Source organism: Allosaccharopolyspora coralli, from assembly GCF_009664835.1.
GTDB classification, from domain to species: Bacteria; Actinomycetota; Actinomycetes; order Mycobacteriales; family Pseudonocardiaceae; genus Allosaccharopolyspora; species Allosaccharopolyspora coralli.
The window spans coordinates 2,406,801-2,429,715 of record NZ_CP045929.1; the positions used below are offsets into that span (position 1 = coordinate 2,406,801).

Below are 22,915 nucleotides of genomic sequence, written 5' to 3' on the forward strand. Positions count from 1 at the left end.
ATCGCCGGGCACACCGTCAACCGCCGATCCCACCGGCCGGTTCGACGCGCGTGTCGAACCGGCGCCCGCTTCCTCACCCCGTCAGGCGTTCTCCGGTCCGGACGGAGAACACGTGTTCCTGCCCCTCCTGCACTCGGAAGGTGACGCGTTGTCCGGTCCGCGGGACCGCACGAGGGTCGACCCGCGCGACGATCTCGCGGCTGCCACCCGCTTCGACGTCGACCGAGCAGTACGCGTACGCGTCGGCGCCGAGTTCTTCCACGAGGTCGACGGTCGCCTCGAACACGCCGGGTTCGCCGGAGACGGCCTGCTCCAACGCCTGGGGCCGGAAACCGAGCGTCACCGTCGTCTCGTCGCCTGCTGATCGGAGCACCTCACGACGCACCGGGACGACGGCCCCGCCGAACTCGACGCCGCCGTCGGTCACCGAGCAGTCGGTGAGGTTCATCGCGGGCGATCCGATGAATCCCGCGACGAACGCGTTCGCCGGAGTCTCGTAGAGCTCGCGCGGGCTCGCGCACTGCTGGAGAATCCCCGCGTCCAGCACGGCCACCCGGTCGCCCATCGTCATGGCCTCGACCTGGTCGTGCGTGACGTAGACGGTGGTGACCCCGAGACGCCGTTGCAGCGCGGCGATCTGCGTCCGGGTGGACACGCGTAGCTTCGCGTCCAAGTTGGACAGGGGTTCGTCCATGAGGAACACCTGCGGCTCACGGACGATGGCCCGCCCCATCGCGACCCGCTGGCGCTGACCGCCGGAGAGCACCTTGGGTTTGCGGTCCAGGTACTCCTCGAGGTCGAGCAGCACGGCCGCTTCCTGCACGCGCGTCGCGATGCGTTCCTTGGACTCCCCTGCGATCTTCAGCGCGAAGCCCATGTTCTGTCCCACCGTCATGTGCGGGTACAGAGCATAGTTCTGGAACACCATCGCGATGTCCCGGTCCTTGGGCGTGAGGTCCGTGACGTCGTGGCCGCCGATGGTGATGGCGCCGTCGTCGACGTCCTCCAGCCCCGCCAGCATCCGCAGGCTCGTGGACTTGCCGCAGCCGGACGGGCCGACGAGGACGAGAAACTCGCCGTCGACCACGTCGAGGTCGAGCGCGTCCACCGCGGGCCGGTCGGTTCCGGGGTACCGCCGGGTGGTCTTGTCGAAGGTGATCGTCGCCATGACTCACCCTCCGTTCTGGTCGCTTCGGATGGAGTTCACGGGTCTCACGCCGCCAGCCAGACAGCGGTCTCGGGCGGCAGGGCCGCCCGGTCGAGCGGACCGCTCTGGTGCAGGATCTCGCTGTGCTCCGGCAGTGCGTACGGCTCGGCCGAGAGGTTCACCACGCACACGAATCCCGGCTCGCGGGCGAAGGCCAACACGCCGTCCGGCGCGTCGAGCCACCGCAGGGTGCCCGCACCGAGCGCCGGGAGCTGACGCCGCAGCCACAGTGCACGCCGATAGAGCTCGAGCATCGAGCGGGAGTCGCCCTCCTGGTCCTCGACCGTGTGGTCCTTCCAGTGCTCCGGCTGCGGCAGCCACGGCTCGCGGGACCCGTCGGGGCTGAAGCCGAACGGGGTGACCTCGCCGGACCACGGGATCGGCACCCGACACCCGTCACGGCCACGAACCGTGTTGCCGGACCGTTCCCAGGTCGGATCCTGAAGCACGTTCTCGGGCAGGTCCTCCACTTCGGACAGACCGAGTTCCTCGCCCTGGTAGATGTAGGCGCCTCCGGGCAACGCCAACGTGAGCAGCGCGGCGGCGCGGCTCCTGCGCAGGCCCAGCTCGACGTCCAGCCGGCCGTTCGGCTGGTACTGCTCCCCCGGCTTCCAGTCCTGCGCGGGCCGTCCGTAGCGGCTCAGGTGGCGGGTGACGTCGTGGTTCGACAGCACCCAGGTGGCCGGAGCACCCACCGCGTTCAAGGCCGCCGTCGTCCGGTCGATCGACTTGCGCATTTCCCCTGCGTCCCACGGAGTCTGAAGGAAATCGAAGTTGAACGCCGTGTGCAGACCGCCGGGTGCCACGTACCGTGCCAGCCGCTCCGGGGTTTCCGCCCACGCCTCGGCGACGAACGTGCGATCACCGTCGTAGGAGTCCGCGATCTCCCGCCAGCGCCGGTAGATCTCGTGCACCTCGTCCCGGTCCCAGTGCGGATGGGAGCCGTCACCGACCCGCACGTGTTCCGGAACGTCCGGCAGCTCCGGATCCTTGATCAGTCCGTGCGCGACGTCGATGCGGAACCCGTCGATGCCACGGTCGAACCAGAACCGCAGCACATCCTCGAACTCCCGCCGGACCTCCGGGTGCTGCCAGTTCAGGTCGGGCTGCTCGGGCGCGAACAGGTGCAGGTACCACTGCCCCGGCGCGCCGTCCGGCTCCGTGACGCGCGTCCACGCGTCGCCGCCGAACACCGCCTGCCAGTTGTTCGGCGGCAGTTCACCGTGCTCGCCCCGCCCCTCGCGGAACAGGTAGCGCTCCCGTTGCGGGCTGCCCCGCCCCGCCGCGAGCGCTTCCTGGAACCAGCGATGCTGATCGGAGGTGTGGTTCGGCACCAGGTCCGGGATCACCCGCAGGCCGTGCTCGTGTGCCTCGGCGACAAGCCGTTCCGCCTCGGCCACAGTGCCGAACATCGGGTCGATCTCCCGGAAATCCGCGACGTCGTAGCCCGCGTCGGCCATCGGGGACAGATACCACGGGTTGATCCAGAGCGCGTCGACGCCGAGGTCGCGCAGGTACGGCAGCTTCGCCCGGATTCCCGCGATGTCCCCGACGCCGTCGCCGTTGCCGTCCGCGAAACTGCGGATGTAGACCTGGTAGATCGCCGCGTCGCGCCACCAGGCGGCGGCACGGGTCGAGGTCGCCGGGCTGAGAACGTTCTCGGTCATCGTGCTCCTTTTCAGGGGTGTGCGGGTTCGTGTGCGTCGATGGTTCCGTCGCCGAGGCTCATTTCACTCCGCCGGTGGTGAGGCCGGCGATGATGCGACGCTGGAAGACCAGCACCGCGAGTACCAGCGGAACGGTCACCACCACGCCAGCGGCCATCTGAGTACCGAAAGGCTGCTCGAAGCCCTGGGCTCCGGTGAACTTCGAGATCGCGACGGTGACGGTCTGCATGGATTCCTTGTTCACCATCGACAGCGCGATGATGAACTCGTTCCACGCCACGATGAACGTGAGGATGGCGGTGGTGAACACGCCCGGCGCCGCCAGCGGAACGATCACCTTCCGGAACGCCTGTGCGGGAGTGCACCCGTCCACCATCGCGGCCTGTTCCAGTTCCACCGGCATCTGCCGGAAGAACATCGTCAGGTTCCACACCGCCAGCGGCAGCGCGAACGACAGGCTGGGCAACACCATCGCCTGGTAGGTGTTGATCCAGCCGAACGAGCTGAACAGCTTGAGCAACGGCACGATCAGCGAAATGCCGGGGAACATGCTGGTCGCGATCACCAGTCCCAGCACGACGTTCTTGCCCCGGAACTCCAAGCGTGCCAGTGCGTAGGCGGTCAGCGAGGCGACGATGAGAGTGAGCACGGTGGTCGTGGTCGCCACGACCACGCTGTTGAGCAACGCCCGATGGAAGCCGACCGACGGATCGAAGACCGCCGCGAAGTTCTCCAGCGACCACACGCGCGGCAGCAACGTGTTGTCGAACTGGTCCTCGGGGCGACGGAACGCGGTCACCACCATCCAGTAGAACGGCGCCAGGCAGTAACCGACGATCACCACCAGTCCGACCATCGGCAGCGCGTCACTCCACTGCCGTGGGCGACGCCGCTTCGCGGGGGCGGTCTCGGTGGCGTGGGTTCTCGTTGTGGTCGCGGCGGTCATCGGGCCGCCTCCTTTCCGGCCGGGGCCGACCGTTTACGGCGCACCGAGGTCCGTGCATCGCCGATGACGTCGGCGCCGAGCATCTTGACGAAGGCGAAGGCCACCAGCGCGACGTAGGCGAACATGATCGTGGCGTAGGCGGCAGCCGGTCCGAACTGGATGTTCGTGGCCTCCGTCCACGCCAGCATCGACAGGGTCTCGACAGAGTCCTTCTGCTGACCGATGAGCACGAACGGCAGGTCGAACATCCGCAGCGCGTCGAGCATCCGGAACAGCACGGCGACGAGCAGCGCGGGTTTGATCAGCGGCAGGGTGATCCGCCAGAACCGCGACCATCCGGAAGCGCCGTCGACCCGCGCGGCCTCGTGCACCTCCTGCGGGATGAGCTGCAGACCGGCCAGCACCAGCAGCCCGACGAACGGCGCCGTCTTCCAGACCTCCGCGGTGATGACCGCGACCTTCGCGGCCACCGCGTCGGCCGACCACAGGATCTGCCTACCGAGCGCCAGGTTCGCGATGCCGTCCGGCGCGAAGATCCACCGCCACATCAGTGCCGACACCGCCGTCGGCACGGCCCAGGGAACGAGGATGCTGGCCCGCACGAACGCACGGCCGCGCAGCGCGCGGTGCATCACCAGCGCCATCGCGACGCCGAGAACGGTTTCGAGCGCGACGGTCGTGACCGTGAAGAAGGTCGTGTTCCAGAAGGCGTTCCAGAACCGCTCCGCCTCGGGGCCGAACAGAATGTCCGTGAAGTTCCGAGCCCCGACGAAGACGTCGCCCTCGATCACGAAACCCTGCGCGTCCAGATCGTCGCGCGCACGGAACAACGACTCGTGCAGCGCCGACAGGATCGGGTACGCCACCACCAGACCGAGCACGATCAGGGTGGGTGAAACCAGGATCGCCGCCAGGCGCCCGGTTCCCTTCTTCACGGATCGGCGGCGCCGCGTTCCGGTCGACGGCGCGCTGGAACTCTCGGGATCGTCGGTTCCGGGCGGTCTGCCGGTGACCTCCACGCTCATGGTCGAACCTCCACGGGGTGAGTCGAGAAGCTGGCCCTGCGGTGCGTGCTCACTGCTGCACCAACCTCTCCAGCCGTCGTTGGAGCTCCTCCAACGCCTCCTTGGTGCTGATTTCTCCGGTCATCGCCGCGTAACTGGTGTCCTGGATGGCAGCCGTCACCTCGGGGTAACGCACGACCTGAGGGCGCGGCTCGGCCCCGAGGATCGATTGCCGCAATACAGGCAGGTACGGCGCTTCTTGCCGTAGCGCGGGATCGTCGTAGAGCCGGGTGTAGGTGGGTGCTTTCGACCCGACCAGGGTGTTCTGGCGCTGTTGCCGTTCCGAGGTCGCGAACCCGATGAAGTCCCGTGCGGTGGCCTTGTTCTTGCCGAACTTCGACACCGCGAGGTTGTGGCCACCCAACGAGGAGGTTCCGGGACCGTCGCGGCCGGGCAGCGGTGCCACCGCGAATTTTCCCTTCATGGACGGGTCTTCGGCCAATGTGGACCACTGGTATGGCCACTGGCGATGGAAGAGTAGCTTGCCGTCGACGAACGCCCGGCGGCCTTCTTCCTCCTTGAAGGTCAGTGCCTCGCGCGGAATGAGCCCTTCCCGGAACCCGTCGACGAGAAAACCCAAGCCCGACCGGGCCTGCGGGCTGTTCACCCGCGGTTGACCGTTGTCGTCGATGATCTCTCCGCCCGCGCTGTTGATCACCTCGGCGACGTTGGCGGTGCCGCCCTCTGTTTTCTCCAGCTGTCCCGCGTAGCAGCCGATGTCGGCGTTGGCAGGAATGTCACGCACCTGGGCACAGATCCGCTTCAGCTCGTCCCACGTCGTCGGAGGTGCCGCCCCGACCTTGTCGAGCAGGTCCTTGCGGTAGAACAGCAGCGCCCCGTCCGACGAGTTCGGTACCGAGTACAGGCGACCGCGATACATTCCCGTTTCGACGGTGGTCGGGAGCATCTCGTCGAGGTTGTAGCGCTCTGCGGGCAGCTCGTCGATCCAGCGATGTGCCGCGAACTCGGCGTTCCACACCACGTCGAGGTCGAGCACGGTGAACGCGTCCGATTTCAGCTGCGCGTTCTGCACCATGGCCTGACGTTGCATGTCGGGCGACTCGGGTAGTTCGATCAGGTCGACGGGCTGGTCCGGATGTTGGCGGTTCCACTCCGCGACGATGCCGGGCATCACGCCGCTGGGATCCTTGCCTTGGGCCAACGTGATCGGCCCGCGCCCGTTCTCCTCGCTGCCGTCGGCGGCGGCGCCTCCGCAGCCTGCGACCAACACAGTGGCCAGCAGTGCGGACAGCAGTGCCGTGACACGCCTCGGTCTCATCCGTTCCCTCGAATCCGTCGCACCAGCCCAGCGGACTGGATCGGTCCAGTTCTCATACGTCGACCATGCGGATGTTGATCGACTTCAGGCACAGTCCGGCCGGGTCGAAGCCGGATGCGCTGCGGTGTGGCCTACGGTGCGACCGGCGGTCGCCGGTGCGGGTCGCTGACCACGGACGTCGTCGACAGGGAGCCCGAGGAGGCGCCCGGTTCCTGTTCCCGCACTCCGGTGCGCGTACCGCGCGGCGGCGCGGTGCTCGCCCGGATCACCAGCTCCGTCGGCATCGTGACCTGCGACGGCGAGCGCCCGTCCGCCGTCTCCAGCGCGTCCAGGACCAGCAAGGCCGCCTGGTTCCCCTGTTCCGGCACCGGCTGACGCACGGTGGTCAACCCGAACACCTCGGCCATGTCCTGATCGTCGAAGCCGATCACCGACACGTCCTCCGGCACCCGCAGGCCGGCGCTGCGCAGCGTTCGCAGCGCACCGAACGCCATCTCGTCGCACTCCACGGCCACCGCCGTCGGCAGCTCCCGCCCCGACAGCAGCCACCCCATCGCCCGGGCTCCCCCGTCCACGCCGAAGCGGTCGTGCGCCTCGAGGTGCTCGTCGACCTCCAGGCCGCGTTCGGCCAAGGCCTGCCGGTAGCCGCGCGAGCGGTCGTCCGGGAAATGGTCGTTCGCGCCCCCGTGATGACCGATGCGCAGCAGACCGACCCGCTCGTGGCCGAGGTTGAGCAGATGACGCATCGCCATCGCACCACTGGTCACGTCGTCGATGCAGACACTGCCGAACCCGGGAGCCTGCACGCCGACCATCGCGACCGGAACGTCGAGTTCCTTCAACGCCCGGACTTCGTGCTCGGCCAGCGGCAGGCACAACGCGATCACCGCATCCACCCGGCCACGCAGCGACGGCCGCTCGAAGAAGCGCTTACGCCCCTCGGCGTCACCGAGGTCGCAGAGCAGCAGGTCGTACCCCGCCTCCCGAAGGACGGCCGCCGCCCCCGCGATGACCTGCGAGAAGAACCAACGGTTCACCAGCGGAGCGACCACGCCCACCGTCCTGGTGCGTCCGGAGGCCAGGCGCGAGGCGCTCGGCGAGACGGTGTAGCCGAGCTCGGCGGCGATGAGACGGACACGGTCACGGGTGCTCTCCGAGACCCCCGACAGGCCTCGCAGCGCACGCGAGACGGTCGAGACGGACACCCCCGCCCGCTGCGCGACGTCTTCGACACTCACCGACATGGATAAGGACGGTAAGTGACGGGCAACACACAACGCAAGCGTTTGCGTATCTTTCGCTTGTCTTTCGCCTGTACATGTATTTTTCGCAGCTCATGCCACTAGACACCGATTGCGCAAATCGGTCATCCGGTGTGCGTCACCACTCGTCGGGGGACGCTCGACGAGTCTGTGACGACCGCTCAGCGCTTGGCACCGCCACCGCCGCGCGCTCATGCTGACAGCGACACCGCAGCGTGGAACACGCGGCGAGGAGGCGTCATGGCACAGAAGATCTGGACGGGGTCGATCAACTTCGGGCTCGTGTCGATACCGGTCGGTCTCTACGCCGCGACCGAGGACCACTCGATCCCGTTCCACCAGTACGAGCGCGGCACCACCGACCGCGTCCGGTACCGCCGGGTCAACGAACGCACCGGTGACGAGGTCTCCTACGGCGACATCGTCAAAGGCCGGGAGGTCGGCGACACGCTGGTCACCGTCGAGCCCTCCGAGCTGGAGGAGATCGCACCCCGCCGATCGCGCACCATCGACATCACCAGCTTCGTCGACCTGGACGAGATCGATCCGGTGTACTTCCAGAAGACCTACTGGCTCGCTCCCACCAGCAAGGACAACGCACGCCCGTACAGCCTGCTGCTGCGGGCGATGCGGGAGGCGAACCGCGTCGGAGTCGCCACTTTCGTCATGCGCGGCAAGGAATACCTCACCGCCATCCGAGCGGACCGGGACGCACTCGCGCTCGACACCCTGTATTTCGCCGACGAGATCCGGGACGCGAACGCCATGGTCGGCGAACTCGCCGCGCTCGACGGCAAGAGCAAGAACGCCGACCGCGAACTGTCCATGGCCACCGACATCATCGAGTCGATGACCGAGAAGTGGGACCCCGAGCAGTTCGAGGACACCTACACCGCGCGGGTCGAGCAGCTGCTGCAGGACAAGGCTGCGGGCAAGGAGCCGACGGTCGAGGAGACCGCCGAGCGCGACGAAGGTGTCATCGACCTCACCGAAGCACTGCGTCGCAGTGTCGACGCGGCCAAGCAGCGCCGGACGGGCGCCAAGTCCGGGACCAGCGCCGGAGCGGAGGCTCCCGACCGCGACGTCGGTGAGATGACCAAGAGCGAACTCGACGGACTCGCCCGCGAACACGAGATCAAAGGCCGCTCCAAGATGAGCCGTGGTCGGCTCGAGGATGCGGTCGCCCAGGCGCTCGGCACGCCGCGCCGGACGAAGAAGGCCTCGTGACATGGCCACCCGGACCAAGGTCACCGCGCAGGTCGAGGGACGCGAGCTCACGCTGTCCAACCTGGACAAGGTGCTGTATCCGACGCCGGGCTTCACCAAGCGGGACGTGCTCGAGTACTACCGCCGCATCTCCGCCGTGCTGCTACCGCACGTCAGCGACCGGGCCGCCACGTTGATCCGCTTTCCCGACGGCGTCGGCAAGGGCTCGTTCTACGAGAAGAACGTCTCTCGGCACGCGCCCGACTGGGTACGCACCGCCGCGCTGGTCAGCGGGGCACGCGGCCAGGGTCTGTCGACCAATCACCACGTCGTGGTCAACGACGTGCCGACCCTGATGTGGACCGCGAACCTGGCGGCACTCGAACTCCACGTGCCACAGTGGACCGTCGGTCCGGACGCCGAACGACACACCCCGGACCTTCTGGTATTCGATCTCGATCCCGGACCTCCCGCGTCCATCGTGGAATGCTGCCGCGTCGCGTTGCGGTTGCGAGATGTCCTCGCCGACGAGGGATTCCGGCCGTATCCGAAGACGAGCGGCTCCAAGGGGATGCAGCTGTACTGCCCGGTCAGCACCACGGAACACGAGGCGACCTCCCGCTACGCCAAGAAGCTCGCGCGGCAGCTCGAACAGCAGTACCCGGACGAGATCATCGCGACGATGACCAAAGCGGCCAGAGCGGGAAAGATCTTCATCGACTGGAGCCAGAACAACCCGGCCAAGACCACCGTCGCGCCGTACTCGCTGCGTGCACGGGAGATGCCCACGGTGAGCACCCCGATCACCTGGCGTGAGGTGCACGCCTGTCGGAGCCCGGAGGACCTCGTGTTCCGCAGCGAGGACGTCCTCGCTCGGGTCGACGAGCACGGCGACTTCTTCGCCGACCTGCACGACTCCCCTCGCGCACTGTGACGTGGACCAAGCCGAGGGAATGTCCGCCCCTCCCGGCATGTTCAGACGGTGAGACCGCCGGGTACCCCACCGGCGAGAAGCACCTCGCGTGAACGGGAGAGGCACACATGACCAGCTTCTTCGGACCGGGTGGACAAGGGTCCAGCCCCTTCGACGACTTCCTCGCACGATTCCTCGGCGCGAGTGGCACCTCCCGACCGGTGCAACGCGTCGACATCACGCAGCTCATGACGCCGCCCGCGCAGGAACTGGTGGCGGGCGCCGTCCGCTTCGCCGTCGAGCGCGGCGCACGCGACCTGGACGCGCACCACTTGCTGTGGGCGGCGACCCAGCAAGACGGCACGCGCACGATGCTCGAACGCGCGGGTGCCGACGCGTCCCGTCTGGCGGAGACCATCGACGAGAACGTGCCGCGCCGCGAGGCAACCGAGGAGCCGCCGGTGCTGGCCCCCGCCGCCAAACGCGCGTTGCTCGACGCGCACCAGATCGCCCGTACGCTGGGCTCCTCCTACATCGATCCCGACCATTTGCTGCTCGCGCTCGCCGCGAACGACGAGTCCGTGGCAGGCAGGCTGCTGGCGTCCGCGAACATCACGCCGCAGGCCCTGCAGCAGACCGGTGGCGGCGCACAGCGCAGGTCCACTCCGCGGGGAGAGGAAACACAGCAGCAGAGCCAGACACCGACACTCGACGAGTACGGCCAGGACCTCACCGCCCGGGCACGCAACGGCGAGCTCGACCCGGTGATCGGACGCGCCGACGAGATCGAGCAGACGATCGAGGTCCTCTCTCGCCGCACCAAGAACAACCCCGTGCTGGTGGGCGAGGCCGGCGTCGGCAAGACCTCCGTGGTGGAAGGCATCGCGCAGCGGATCGTCGACAACGACGTCCCGGACGTGCTGACGAACAAGCGTATCGTGCAGCTCGACCTGTCCGGAGTCGTCGCGGGCACCCGCTACCGCGGTGACTTCGAAGAGCGGATGAACAAGATCATCGAGGAGATCGCCCAGAACGACGACCTCATCATCTTCATCGACGAGCTGCACACCGTGGTGGGCGCCGGCGGCTCGGAAGGCGCGGTCGACGCGGGCAACATGCTCAAGCCCAAGCTCGCGCGGGGCGAACTGCACGTCGTCGGTGCGACCACGCTCGACGAGTACCGCAAGAACATCGAGAAGGACGCCGCACTGGAACGCCGCTTCCAGCCCATCACCGTGCCGGAACCGTCCGTCGAGGACACCGTGCAGATCCTGTGGGGCCTGCGGGACCGCTACGAGGCACACCACCAGGTTCGGTTCGGCGAGGACGCGATCCGCACCGCGGCCGACCTCTCGGACCGCTACGTCACCGACCGTCAGCTGCCCGACAAGGCGATCGACCTCATCGACCAGGCCGGGGCACGCAAGCGGTTGCGTACCGGGACCCCGAACACCGACGTCCGGGCGCTGGAACAGCAAGTGGACAAGCTGACCAGGGACAAGGATCAGGCGGTCTCCTCCGAGGACTACGAACGGGCCTCCAGTCTTCGCGACGAGATCAGCCAGCTGCAGCAGCGGATCCAGCAGGAAAGGCACGGCCCGAGTGGCATCCCGGAGGTCACCACCGAGGACATCGCCGAGGTCGTCTCGCGTGCCACCGGGATTCCCGCCACGCAGCTCACCGAGCAGGAGAAGACCCGGCTGAGCAACCTCGAGGAACAGCTGCACGAGCGGGTCGTCGGCCAGGACGAAGCGGTTACGGCCATCGCCAGGGCGGTTCGACGTTCCCGGACCGGCATGGGCGACCCCAACCGTCCGGTCGGCACCTTCCTGTTCCTCGGCCCGACCGGGGTCGGCAAGACCGAACTCGTCCGCGCACTGGCCGGATCGCTGTTCGGCGACGAGTCGGCGATGATCCGACTGGACATGAGCGAGTACCAGGAGAGCCACACCTCCGCCCGGATGGTGGGTGCTCCTCCCGGCTACGTCGGCTACGGCGAGGCGGGCCAGCTCACCGAACAGGTGCGCCGCCGTCCGTACTCGGTGGTGCTGCTCGACGAGATCGAGAAGGCCCATCCGGACGTGTTCAACGTGCTGTTGCAGGTGTTGGAGGACGGCAGGCTCACCGACGGGCAGGGCCGCACGGTCGACTTCCGCAACACCGTGCTCATCATGACGAGCAACCTGGGCTCGGACATCGTCTCTCAGCGCTCCGGCGTGCTCGGCTTCTCCAGCCGCACCGACGAGCAGACCGACGAGCCGGCGCGGGAACGTCTGATGGGTCGGCTGAAGGACTCGTTCCGTCCCGAGTTCCTCAATCGCATCGACGAGATCGTCGTCTTCCGCAGGCTCACCCAGGAGCAGCTGCACCGCATCACCGAGCTGATGCTCGACGACACCCGCCGCCGTGTGCGGGCGATGGACATCGGGATCGAGTTCACCGAGTCGGCGCTGCAGTGGCTCACCGAGCACGGCCACCAGCCGGAGTTCGGCGCCCGGCCGTTGCGTCGCACCATTCAGCGTGAGGTCGACGACGCGCTGTCGGACATGCTGCTGGAGGGCTCGATCGCCGAGGGCCAATCGGTGCTGGTGGACGCCACGGACCCGTCCGGCGGGCTCACGTTCTCGGTCCGCCCGGGCGGCGCGGACGTCGGCGCCGAACACGCCACTCCCGGCCAGTCAGGCTGATCGACGACAGCGGTGCAGCCACTCTCACGAGCGGAGTGGCTGCACCGTTCGTCCGTGTGGCCGTTCTCGGCGCGTACGGCCTGCTACCCCCAACGCAGCGAAGCGAACCAGAGCGGCGGTACCGGACAATCCACCCAAGTCCCCGGACGCCCTCTCAGCGACGCGGATCCTGCGCGGCCTGGAGGTTGCCTGCGGGGAGCCGATCGGCACCCCAGCTCCGTTCCAGGTATCCGATGATCCGGGCGATGTCCTCGTCGGGCACCCGGTCCGGCTCGCCCCGTTCGAGGGGGTCGAGATGGAAGATGTAGAGCCGTGAGGCGAACTGGTCGAACGGCAGCGAGGCCTCCCCGAACCGCTCGCCGTTGCCTGCGGTGGAGACGACGACGCCGTCTCCCCAGTTCTGCCCGCTGTCGTTGTTCGGGTTGAAAAAGTACACCCGCACGACGTCCTGCGGGTCGGGTGCGACCCGCAGGATCGTGATCGCGTGCCAGCCGACGTACCGGCCGGCGCTGTCCGTGACGGCGACACCGGCGGGCTGCGGGTGGATCAGCGGCTGCTCGCCGTTGTAGGCGGGGTGGTAGCTCGCGTGGAACTGGCGGAGGAAGTCGTCGAGGTCGACCAGGTTCCCGGTCGCGACCTCGACGTTGATCCGGAACCCGCGAGCAGCCCACCAGCCGTGGAACTCGGGATTGACCCACCGGTGGGGGTCGCCCTCCCTACCGACGCAACGTCGGCCCATCTCGGCGTAGATCCGGTCGAGGTGCGGCACCACGACCAACGAGACGGGGTCCAGGTCCATCGGCAGTGTGCTCGCGACACCGGTCGCACTGTCCTGCGACGAGATCGGCTGCCCTTCGAAATGCATGATGACCTCGTCGTCGCGGGCCGCCCACACCACCATCTGCAGCAGGTAGTCCGGGTCGTTGTAGGCCCACATCGACAACGCCCGGGCCGCCTGACAGGTGGGGTTGTCGCCCTGTCCGACGCCGAGCGGCTGGCCCAGCATCGACAACACGCCCGCGAGCAGGCGTGCCTCCGGTGCCGGGTCTTCGCCGTACACCGTCGCCAGCCGTTCCCTGGCGACCGGAGACAGTCGCAATGCCACCTGGCGCCACAACCCCGGCACCACCGGCGGCTCGTAGAGGATGCCGCGGTCGAGCAGCAGCGCGAGTCCGTAAATGCATTGCGCGGTCTGCGGGTGCACCGCTTCCTCGACGAGCCGGTGCACCAGGTCCCGGTAGCGCAGCAGGCAGTTCCGGCCGGTGTCGGACAACCCGAGCGCCTCACCGACGAGATAGTCGCTCTCCTGCAGCAGGTAGCGCAGCAGCTCAGCGTGGTACGGCGACACCAGGCCGGTGTCGTGCATGGCGCGGGCGAACCCGGTGGCCTCGTATTGCAGGTCACCGGTGTCCATCGTCTCCAGCCGGGACCGGTACACCTCGACGCCCGGGTCCTCGCGGCACGCCTCCGTGGTGCCGAAGAGGCTGCTGACGAGCCGGTCGATGCCCTGACCGCCGCCGGGACCGCCCAGATCGACGTCCGGATCGCCCCGGTACGCAGCGACCCGGGTGATCAGCGACTGCACGTGATCGACCTGGATCGGGCGCTGGCGCAACATCCGCCAGATCTCGTCGACCAGCTTGTCGAGCACGCTGTCGTAGCCGATCTCGTCGGCCAGGTGCCGCAGCAGGTCCCGGACGAGTTGCGCCGTCCGGCCCTGGCGGACGCGTTCCGCCTCGCCGGGCGGGCTGAACAGCAACTCGAGGTTCGTCGCCAGCACCTGCGTGAGGAACTGGTGGGCCTGCTCGGCCGAGAGCGTCGGGTGCTCGAACTCGCCGCGGGCCACCGCCAGCATCCGCAGCTCGCTGGTCGCCTCCATCACGACGGTGTCGGTGTCCGCGCTGCTCAGCCCCGGGCCGACCAGTGCGGGGACCAGGATCTCCGGTGAGGCCCAGTCCGTGTCCTGGAACAGGCCTGCTTCCTCGAGCGCCTGTGCCCTGGCCTGCACCGACGCCGCCCCGCCCGGCTGCAGCAGCACTCGCCGCAATGCCTCCAGCACCCGGCGCAGCTTGGTGTGCTTGCCGAAGTCGCGGGTCTCGGCCATGGCCTGGACGGCCTCGTCGAGCGAGACCACACGTTTGTCCAACGTCGTGGTCCCGCCCGTGTCGTCGGCGGTCGGATTCACGGATGTCCCTCGGGTCGGTCTCCTGCGTCGGGTCCTCAGACGTAGAAGTCGAGCTCTTCCTGATTCTTCAACAGATCGCGCATGCGGTACGGGTCGTCGCCGAAGAAGTACACGAGGCCCCAGTGCGTGCCGAACGCGGTCCGCTTCGTGACCGTCTCCTCCAGCGGCGCCGACAGGTCGTGCGACTCATAGTAGTCGTCGTCCTCGGTCTTCTCCGGGATCGCCAGGTCGCTGACGACCCGGCGGCGGGGATAGACACCGAAGCACCCGGCGACGCCGTGGGCGTCGACGACCTCGCTCGGGAAGAAGGCGTCGATCTCCTCCTCCGTCGTCTTCGGGTCGAAGGCCAGCACCAAGCCCTGGTAGGCATTGAAGCCGTAGGCCCGCTCGAGCAGCTCGAAGACCTTGAACCCCGGCGGCCGGTAGGCGACCTCGCCGAAGTACATCTCGCCGTCGTTGGTGACGAAGTACTCCGGGTGCACGAACCCGAACTCGATGTCGAAGGTCTTGATGAGCTTCTCGATCTGTTCCGTGATCTGCGCACGGTAGCGCTCCAGCTCCGGCGTCGCCGGAACGAACACCGAGTAGCCGAGCGTGACGTACTCGGAGATGTTCAGGAACTTGATCTTCCCGTTGTGGATCCACGCCTCGACGGCGAACTCCCAGCCGTCGAGATGCGATTCCATGAGCAGTGGGAACTCTTCGTCCGGGATCGTGTCGATCTCGTCAGGGGTGCGGATGACCCGGTGTCCGAGGCAACCGGCTTTGTCGAAGGCCTTGATGTGGATGGGGTCGTTCGGGTCGCCGTCGAGCTTGAGCAGCGTCTGGTTGACCCGCTTGAGGAAGCGGATCACGTCGTCGCGATCGTGGGCCTCCTCGAAGATCCCGACCCGGATGCCGCCGAGCTGCGCGCGGCGCTTCATCAGCGCCTTGTCCCGCAGCAGCGTGGCCTGGCCGAACAGACGCGGGTTGTCCAGCAGGACGGCGTTGATCGCCCCGGCCCACTCCACGGTCTCCTCGTACAGCGGGATCGCGACGTCGACGCCCTCCTGCTTGAGGGTCTCGGCGATCTCCATCGAACGGTCGTTGAGCCGCTCGAAACTCCAGGGCACGTACGGGATGTCGTGTTCGGCGCAGTACTCCTCCGCCCAGTCCGGCGCCACGACGACGTAGCGACGATCGAAACGGTCGAGAGCCTCCACCGCGTTGAGACTCCAGCCGAGAAGCGCTACGTATCCCTTGTCCGGGTTCTTGGCAACCGGTTCGGCCTGGGGCATGGACCGTTCCTCCGTCCGATCTCTACAACGCGGCGGGCACACAGTACCCCGCGAGATCCCGAGACGTAACGAAGGCACGGCGGCTTCCCACGGCACCGGCGAAGTTCCGGCCGCCGGTACCGACTTGTGCCCGTCGGGCACGGTCACACGTGATCAGCCGGGGCACGGTGAGGGGCTCCGGCGTTCGGAGTTCGTGGCTCGCAAGGCAGGGCGTCTCGCCGCGTACGCTTGGTACTCAACAGGACCCCAACGCCGCGAGCGCGAACTGGGGCGGTGGTACCGGACCACCTCCCCAGGTTCCCAAATGCCCTCTCTCAGGCGTCGTAGTCGACGGTGACGGCGTCGGTGACCGGTAACGACTGGCAGGTGAGGACGAACCCGTCGTCGACCTCGGACCGCTCCAGGGCGAAGTTCCGGCGCATCCGCACCTCGCCGTCGGTGACCTTCGCCCGGCAGGTGCCGCACACGCCGCCCTTGCAGGCGAACGGCAGGTCCGGCCGCACCTTCTGGGCCGAGTCGAGCACCGGAGCGTCCTGAGGCAGCGTCAGCGCGCTCGTGCGCCCGTCGAGGACGAGGGTGACCTCGCTGCTCGGCCCCTCGACGCCCGCCTCCTCATGCCGCACCGGCTCCGGCGGCACGTCCACGTAGAACAGCTCCTGGTGCACCCGGGAGTCCGCGACCCCGTGATCGGCGAGCACCTCCTGAGCGTCGGTCACCATGCCGTGGGGGCCGCAGAGCCACCACTGGTCGACGCCCGCGGGGTCGATGACCGTGGACAACAAGGCCCGGATCTTGTCGCCGTCGAGCCTGCCGGTGAACAGCTCCGATTCGCGCGGTTCCCTGGAGAGTACGTGGACCAGCTCGAGCCGGTCGCGGTGCACGTCCTTCAGGTCTGCCAGCTCGTCGGCGAACATGACGGTCGCGCTGCTGCGGTTGCCGTAGACGACGGTCACGTCGGCGTTGGTCTCGCGCAGCACCGAGGCCGCGATCGAGAGCACCGGCGTGATTCCCGAGCCCGCCGCGAGCAGGACGTGACGCTCGTGGACGTCCAGGTCCGGACTGAATGAGCCGTTCGGCGGCATCACGTCGACCTCGTCGCCCGGCTTCACCTCGTTGACCAGCCAGGAGGAGAACAGTCCGCCGGGCACGAGGCGCACGCCGACGCGCGGCGCCGAGCCGTACGCCGCGCAGATGGAGTACGAGCGGCGTTCTTCGCGGCCGTCGACGTGGCGTCGCAAGGTCAGCGACTGGCCGGGCCGGAATGCGAAGTCCTCGCGCACTGAGTCGGGAACGTCGAAGGTGACCGCGACGGCGTCGTCGCACAGCCGCTCGACGTCCTGAACCCGCAGCGAGTGGAACGCGCGGCTCCGCGAGCGGGAGGAGGTGGTCTCGGCGCTGGTCACGTCAGATCTCCTTGAAGTGTTCGAACGGTTCGGAGCAACTGCGGCAGCGGCGCAACGCTTTGCACGCCGTCGAGCTGAACTCGGACAGTTCTTCGGTCTCCGGCGAGCCGCACTGCGGGCACGCCGCGTGCCTGCGGGTGGGGCCGAGGTTCAGCGGAACCGGTCCGGCAGCCTTCGGCGGGGCCTGACCGGGCGGAGCGACGCCGTACTCGGCGAGTGTGCGGCGACCGCTCTCGCTGATCCAATCCGTCGTCCACGGTGGGTCGAGCACGGTGCGCACCTCGACCTCGGTGTAGCCGGCGCGGTCGAGCGCGTGCGCGAGGTCGTCGCGCATCGTCGCCATGGCCGGGCATCCCGAGTACGTCGGGGTGATGTCGACGATCACTCCCCCGTCGTCCGTGGTCGACACCGACCGCAGGACACCGAGTTCTTCGAGGGTGACCATGGGAAGTTCGGGGTCGGTGACCCGCGCGGCCACCTGCCGTGCCGGTTCCCGTGTCGAAGGTCGGCCCATCGTCGTCACCACACCGCGTCCGGGTGGGCGCGGGCGAGGGTCTGCATCTCGGCGAGCAGGAACCCGAGGTGCTCGGTGTGCACGCCGTCGCGTCCGGCGAGTCCGGCCACCGCTCCGAGTGCGGGCCGATCCGGTGTGGACAGATCACCGGCGGGAAGAACCTGTGCGAGCACCGTGTCGAATTCGTCGCGCACAGCGGAGGATTCGACCGTGACGTCCACGCGCGCGAGCCGCGACTCCACTTCGTGGGTCGTGAACAGTTCGGCGACCAGCGGCCATACCGCGTCGAGTCCGGCCTGCATGCGCTCGGCGGAATACGCCGTTCCGTCGCCGAGGCGGACGGCCCACTTCGCGGCGTACTCGCGATGGTAGGTCAGCTCCTTCACGCCCTTGGCGGCGATCGCCGCGAGCACCGGGTCGACCGAATCGGTGAGTCGTGACAAGACCGCGAGCCGCCACGTGGAGAACACCAGCAGCCGCGCGATCGTCTCCGCGAAGTCCCCGTTCGGACACTCCACGAGACGGACGTTGCGGAACTGCCGGTCGTCCCGCCAGTACGCGAGATCGTCCTCGCTCCGGTCGGAGCCGTCGGACTGGCCGGCGCGGGCCAGCAGCAGCCGCGCTTGGCCCAGCAGGTCGAGAGCGATGTTGGCGAGCGCGACCTCGTCCTCCAGCTCCGGCGCGCCGGTGACCCACTCCGTCAACCGCTGCGAGAGCACCAGCGCGTCATCGCCGAGCATCACGCAGTAGGCCGCCAGATCCTGTGCGTCCACTGTGGAAGGAATCGTGGTGTCTACCCCGGCCAACGGGTCGTCGAAACCGGTGCCGAAAGCCCAGCGGGACTCGTCGCCGCCGTGGTCCTCGGCCAACGCTTCGTAGGCGTTGTCGAACGACATCAGGGACCTCACATGTGCGGTACGGACTCGGGAATGTCGTAGAACGTCGGGTGCCGGTACACCTTGTCCCCGCTCGGAGCGAAGAACGGGTCCTTCTCGTCCGGGCTGGACGCGGTGATCGCGTCCGCGCGCACCACCCAGATGCTCACACCCTCGTTGCGCCGGGTGTAGAGGTTTCTGGCGTTGTGCAGCGCCATTTCCTCGTCCGGCGCGTGCAGGGAACCGACGTGCACGTGGTTGAGCCCCCGCTTGCCGCGGACGAACACCTCGAACAGCGGCCACGCCGAGCGCGGCACCGGGCTCTCGGACTGTCCGTTCTCGCTCATGCGAGCGCCTCCGTTTGTTGCCGGGCGGCCTGTTTCACCGCGTGGGCGGCCGCGGCGTCGCGCACCCACTGACCGTCTTCGTGGGCTCGCCGCCTGCGCTCAACCCGCTCCGCGTTACAGGGCCCGTTGCCCTTGAGGACGTTCTTGAACTCGTCCCAGTCCGGCGTGCCGAAATCGTGGCGCTCGCTCTCGGAGTTCCACACCAATTCCGGGTCCGGCAGTGTCACGCCGAGTGCCTCGGCCTGCGGAACCGTCATGTCCACGAACTTCTGCCGCAGCTCGTCGTTGGTGTGACGCTTGATCCGCCACGCCATCGACTGCTGGGTGTTCGGCGAGTCGCCGTCCGGCGGACCGAACATCATCAGCGACGGCCACCACCAGCGGTTCGTGGCCTCCTGCACCATCTCCTGCTGCGCCGCCGTGCCGCGCATCATCGTCATGAGCAGCTCGTAACCCTGTCGCTGGTGGAAGGACTCCTCCTTGCACACGCGCACCATCGCCCGCGCGTACGGCCCGTACGAGCTGCGGCACAGTGGAACCTGGTTGCAGATCGCCGCGCCGTCGACGAGCCATCCGATGACGCCGATGTCGGCGAAGTTCAACGTCGGGTAGTTGAAGATCGAGGAGTACTTCTGGCGGCTGCTGATGAGCTTGGTCGTCAGATCCTCGCGATCCGCGCCGAGCGTTTCCGCCGCCGAGTACAGGTAGAGCCCGTGGCCCGCCTCGTCCTGCACCTTCGCCAACAGGATCGCCTTGCGCCGCAGGCTCGGCGCGCGCGTCAGCCAGTTGCCCTCCGGCTGCATCCCGATGATCTCGGAGTGCGCGTGCTGGGAGATCTGGCGGACCAGCGTCTTGCGGTAGCCGTCGGGCATCCAGTCGCGGGGCTCGATGCGCTGGTCGTTCGCGACCCGGCCCTCGAAGTGGTCTTCGAGCTGCTGATCGGTCGGTGTGTCGGTGAGCTGCTGGGTCATGCCTGCACCGCCTCGTCGGATTCGGTCTCACGCTTGGCGACGAGCGTGAGCACGTCGTACTTCGCCACCGAGTCGCCGGCGGCGTTGGTCACGTCGGCGTCCCAGCGCACCTCGCCGTAGTCGGCGCCGTGGCGAGGAGTCAGACGCTTGGCAGTCAAGGTCACGGTCAGCTCGTCACCCGGATAGGTCGGGGTGAGGAACCGCAGGTTCTCCAGCCCGTAGTTCGCCAGCACGGGGCCGGGCGCGGGTTCGACGAACAGACCCGCCGCCAGCGACACCACGAGGTAACCGTGGGCGACGAGGCCTTCGAAGAACGGGTTGGCGCGCGCGGCCTCTTCGTCGGTGTGGGCGTAAAAGGTGTCGCCGGTGAACTCGGCGAAGTGCTCGACGTCCTCGGCCGTGACCGTCCGGGGACCGGCGACGACGGTGTCGCCGACGCGCAACTCTTCGAGATGCTTGCGGAACGGGTGCTCGTCGGTCTCGGTGCGCGCGGCCCCGGTGACCCACTGGCCCGTGACGGCGGTGAGCACGTCCGGAGTGCCCTGTACTGCGGTGCGCTGCATGTGGTGCAGGATGCCTCGCACACCGCCCATTTCTTCGCCGCCGCCCGCGCGGCCCGGTCCGCCGTGGACGAGCTGCGGCATCGGCGAACCGTGCCCGGTGGACTCCTTGGCGTCGTGGCGGTTGAGCACCAGCAGGCGACCGTGCCGGGAAGCGGCGCCGAGCACGACGGTGCGCGCGAAGTCCGTGTCGTCGGTGACGACCGAGCCCGCCAGCGAGCCGAGACCGCGCCGCGCGAGGTCGACGGCCTGCTCGGCGGTCTCGTAGGGCATCACGGTGCTCACCGGCCCGAACGCTTCGACTTCGTGCGGCTGCGGCTGCTCCGGGTCGTCGCAGCGCACCAGCATCGGTGAGACGAACGCGCCCTTCTCGGCCTCGGCGTCGACCAGCTCGACCTGCTCGGGATCGCCGTACGCGAGCGTGCCCGCCTCCAGTAGCGCCTTCAGCGACCGGCGCACCTCCTCACGCTGTTCGAGGCTGGCGAGCGCACCCATCCGGACGTCGGAGTTCGGGTGTCCGACCGTGACCTTGGACAGGCGGGCGCTCGCGGCCTCGATCACGTCGTCCATCGAGGACTTCGGCACGATGGCGCGGCGGATCGCGGTGCACTTCTGGCCCGCCTTGACCGTCATCTCGGTGACCAGCTGCTTGACGAACAGGTCGAACTCGTCAGTGCCCTTGACCGCGTCCGGGCCGAGGATCGAGCAGTTCAGTGAGTCGGCCTCCACGCCGAAACGCACCGAGTTCGCGACCACGGCCGGGTGGGCGCGCAGCCGCTGCCCGGTGGAAGCGGAGCCGGTGAACGCGACCACGTCCTGGTCGGTGAGGTGGTCGAGCAGGTCGCCGCTGCTGCCGCAGACCAGCTGCAGCGATCCTTCCGGCAGCAACCCGGACCCGACCATGAGCTCGACCAGCCGATGCGTGAGGTACGCGGTCTGGCTCGCGGGCTTGATCAGCGTGGGCATCCCGGCGATGAACGCGGGCGCGAACTTCTCCAGCGGCCCCCACACCGGGAAGTTGAACGCGTTGATCTGCACGGCCACGCCCTGCATCGGGGTGCAGATGTGCTGACCGAGGAACGTCCCTTCCCTGCTGAGGGCTTCGGTGCCGCCGTCGACGTAGACGTGTCCGGCGGGCATCTCGCGGCGGCCCTTGCTGGAGTAGGCGAACAGCACGCCGATCCCGCCGTCGATGTCGAACTTCGAGTCGCCGAGCGTGGAGCCGGTCCTGGCCGAGAGCGCGTACAGCTCCTCGCGGTGCTCGCGGAGGTACGACGCGAGCGTCTTGAGCAACGCGGCCCGCTGATGGAAGGTCAGCTCCCCCAGCGCCGGGCCACCGACCGCGCGTCCGTAGTCGAGCACTGAGGCCATGTCGATGCCTGCCGAGGACACAGCGGCGACCTCGTCGCCGGTGACGGCGTCGTGCAGCGGGACGCCGCTCTCCGTCGGGACGTGCCACTCGCCGTTGACGTAGCTCCGCAGGGCTGCCATGCGCGCCCGACCTCCTCCACACAGGGTTCACGGTCCGGCCGGTGCCGTGTCCGCATATTTACCGACCGTTCGTTCAGTACGGTACACCCGGACGCGGCACCGGGGAACACCCCGACCTCCGTCGACTCACACTTTCGGGGACACGGCGCGCGCACGGGCCTTCCCTCTCGGTCCGCCTCGGCGCTTAATGAGGGCCGCGAACGGCGAGACCGCACCGGCGCGACGCCCCGCTCCCGCACGAGACGGGAACCATCGACGCGGGGACCAAGGAGGGCGGCGATCGTGTCCCGACCCGACGACGTCACCCGCGCCTTCCTCCGCTTCCTCTACGTGAATCCCCGGTTCCGGCCCTCCATCGACGGTTTCCTGCGGGGCGCAGACGCGACCGTCGACGGGGTCGTCGTCACCGGCGACGAACTGCATCGGGTCCTCACACGGCTGCTCGGGCATAACCTGGTCGCCACGAGCGGCACCGTCGTCGACGGGTTGCCCGAACGCGTCGGCCTCACCGGAGCCGGCCTGATCTGCGCCGGTCAATTCGACGGCGACGTCCGGGCCTGGCAGGAGCACGCGTCCATGCGCGTCACAGTGCTCGACAGCGCCGGAGCGCTCGGACCGCCGGTGCTCGGGCCGGCCCCGCCCGCCGTTCGCATTCCCGTACCCCGCACGGAGCCGCCCACCGCCGGGCTCGCTCGCGTCGCGCGGGTCCTGCTGCTCACCCTGCCCAGTGTTCGTCGTGATCAGGAACAGTGCGCACCACTGCGCACCCTCGCCGAGCGCCTACTCGCCACCATCGAAGCGGGCGGGCCGACGAGTGAGATTCGAACGCGCGCGAACCGATTCCGGATCGAACTGGTCAGCGGGCCCGTCGCCGAGACCCTGGGTGTCGTGCTCGTGGACGGCCTCGACGAGGCAATCGCGGAGTGGGAACGGCCGTGCCCTGCGCTCACGCCGGTGCCGTCACCGACGACACCGGCGCACGCGGTGCTCCGCACGCCGGACCGAGCCGCCAACCGCCCACCCGACGGTTCTTCCGCCTGACGGTCGTCCTGCCTGAGGAA

18 protein-coding genes are annotated in these 22,915 nt (G+C 68.4%); 4 read left to right on the plus strand and 14 right to left on the minus strand.

Features of this window, described 5'->3' with window-relative positions; translation table 11 throughout:
• Positions 1-73: 73 nt before the first annotated feature.
• The 6 genes from GIY23_RS11475 to GIY23_RS11500 form a co-directional block, all read right to left on the minus strand.
• On the minus strand, positions 74-1,168 hold the full coding sequence (locus GIY23_RS11475; protein WP_154076641.1) for an ABC transporter ATP-binding protein: 1,095 nt from the start codon (positions 1,166-1,168) through the stop codon (positions 74-76).
• A 44-nt stretch (positions 1,169-1,212) separates the two neighbouring features.
• Positions 1,213-2,874, minus strand: a complete 1,662-nt coding sequence (locus tag GIY23_RS11480; protein WP_154076642.1) for a glycoside hydrolase family 13 protein — start codon at positions 2,872-2,874, stop codon at positions 1,213-1,215.
• A gap of 58 nt (positions 2,875-2,932) precedes the next feature.
• Positions 2,933-3,820, minus strand: coding sequence for a carbohydrate ABC transporter permease (locus GIY23_RS11485; RefSeq protein WP_154076643.1), 888 nt, complete (start codon positions 3,818-3,820; stop codon positions 2,933-2,935).
• Entirely contained in the window at positions 3,817-4,845 is a 1,029-nt protein-coding gene (locus GIY23_RS11490) for a carbohydrate ABC transporter permease (RefSeq protein ID WP_154076644.1), read from the minus strand. Before GIY23_RS11490 ends, GIY23_RS11485 begins: the two co-directional genes overlap by 4 nt.
• Positions 4,846-4,894: 49 nt before the next feature.
• The gene (locus GIY23_RS11495; RefSeq protein ID WP_154076645.1) at positions 4,895-6,163 is read right to left on the minus strand and encodes an ABC transporter substrate-binding protein; all 1,269 of its coding nucleotides are present in this window, start codon (positions 6,161-6,163) and stop codon (positions 4,895-4,897) included.
• Positions 6,164-6,294: 131 nt separating this feature from the next.
• Entirely contained in the window at positions 6,295-7,407 is a 1,113-nt protein-coding gene (locus tag GIY23_RS11500; protein WP_154076646.1) for a LacI family DNA-binding transcriptional regulator, read from the minus strand.
• 258 nt (positions 7,408-7,665) lie between these two features.
• On the opposite strand from GIY23_RS11500, the gene ku reads away from it, so the two are divergent.
• From ku to GIY23_RS11515, 3 genes are all read left to right on the plus strand, one after another.
• Positions 7,666-8,652, plus strand: coding sequence for a non-homologous end joining protein Ku (ku, locus tag GIY23_RS11505; RefSeq protein WP_154076647.1), 987 nt, complete (start codon positions 7,666-7,668; stop codon positions 8,650-8,652).
• A 1-nt stretch (position 8,653) separates the two neighbouring features.
• Complete coding sequence (gene ligD, locus GIY23_RS11510; RefSeq protein WP_154076648.1) at positions 8,654-9,565, plus strand: non-homologous end-joining DNA ligase; 912 nt, start codon at positions 8,654-8,656, stop codon at positions 9,563-9,565.
• 107 nt (positions 9,566-9,672) lie between these two features.
• Complete coding sequence (locus GIY23_RS11515) at positions 9,673-12,231, plus strand: ATP-dependent Clp protease ATP-binding subunit (protein WP_154076649.1); 2,559 nt, start codon at positions 9,673-9,675, stop codon at positions 12,229-12,231.
• 154 nt (positions 12,232-12,385) lie between these two features.
• Here GIY23_RS11515 and GIY23_RS11520 read toward each other — a convergent pair whose 3' ends face one another.
• The 8 genes from GIY23_RS11520 to paaZ all read right to left on the minus strand — a co-directional run bounded on the left by GIY23_RS11520 (position 12,386) and on the right by paaZ (position 21,854).
• Positions 12,386-14,416: a hypothetical protein gene (locus GIY23_RS11520; protein ID WP_154076650.1), complete on the minus strand. Its 2,031-nt coding sequence runs from the start codon at positions 14,414-14,416 to the stop codon at positions 12,386-12,388.
• Positions 14,417-14,451: 35 nt separating this feature from the next.
• Positions 14,452-15,693: an ATP-grasp domain-containing protein gene (locus tag GIY23_RS11525; protein WP_154076651.1), complete on the minus strand. Its 1,242-nt coding sequence runs from the start codon at positions 15,691-15,693 to the stop codon at positions 14,452-14,454.
• 314 nt (positions 15,694-16,007) lie between these two features.
• On the minus strand, positions 16,008-17,096 hold the full coding sequence (gene paaE, locus GIY23_RS11530; protein ID WP_154076652.1) for a 1,2-phenylacetyl-CoA epoxidase subunit PaaE: 1,089 nt from the start codon (positions 17,094-17,096) through the stop codon (positions 16,008-16,010).
• 1 nt (position 17,097) lies between these two features.
• On the minus strand, positions 17,098-17,610 hold the full coding sequence (gene paaD, locus GIY23_RS11535; protein ID WP_154076653.1) for a 1,2-phenylacetyl-CoA epoxidase subunit PaaD: 513 nt from the start codon (positions 17,608-17,610) through the stop codon (positions 17,098-17,100).
• A 5-nt stretch (positions 17,611-17,615) separates the two neighbouring features.
• Positions 17,616-18,506 carry a 1,2-phenylacetyl-CoA epoxidase subunit PaaC gene (gene paaC, locus GIY23_RS11540; RefSeq protein ID WP_154076654.1) on the minus strand — a complete coding sequence of 297 codons (891 nt, stop codon included), beginning with the start codon at positions 18,504-18,506 and terminating at the stop codon, positions 17,616-17,618.
• An 8-nt stretch (positions 18,507-18,514) separates the two neighbouring features.
• Positions 18,515-18,832 (minus strand): 1,2-phenylacetyl-CoA epoxidase subunit PaaB, encoded by a 318-nt coding sequence (paaB, locus tag GIY23_RS11545; RefSeq protein WP_154076655.1) that lies wholly within the window; start codon positions 18,830-18,832, stop codon positions 18,515-18,517.
• The gene (paaA, locus tag GIY23_RS11550) at positions 18,829-19,803 is read right to left on the minus strand and encodes a 1,2-phenylacetyl-CoA epoxidase subunit PaaA (RefSeq protein ID WP_154076656.1); all 975 of its coding nucleotides are present in this window, start codon (positions 19,801-19,803) and stop codon (positions 18,829-18,831) included. Before paaA ends, paaB begins: the two co-directional genes overlap by 4 nt.
• Positions 19,800-21,854: a phenylacetic acid degradation bifunctional protein PaaZ gene (gene paaZ, locus GIY23_RS11555; RefSeq protein ID WP_154076657.1), complete on the minus strand. Its 2,055-nt coding sequence runs from the start codon at positions 21,852-21,854 to the stop codon at positions 19,800-19,802. Before paaZ ends, paaA begins: the two co-directional genes overlap by 4 nt.
• A gap of 282 nt (positions 21,855-22,136) precedes the next feature.
• On the opposite strand from paaZ, the gene GIY23_RS11560 reads away from it, so the two are divergent.
• Positions 22,137-22,895, plus strand: coding sequence for a hypothetical protein (locus GIY23_RS11560; protein WP_154076658.1), 759 nt, complete (start codon positions 22,137-22,139; stop codon positions 22,893-22,895).
• The last annotated feature ends 20 nt before the right edge of the window (positions 22,896-22,915 follow it).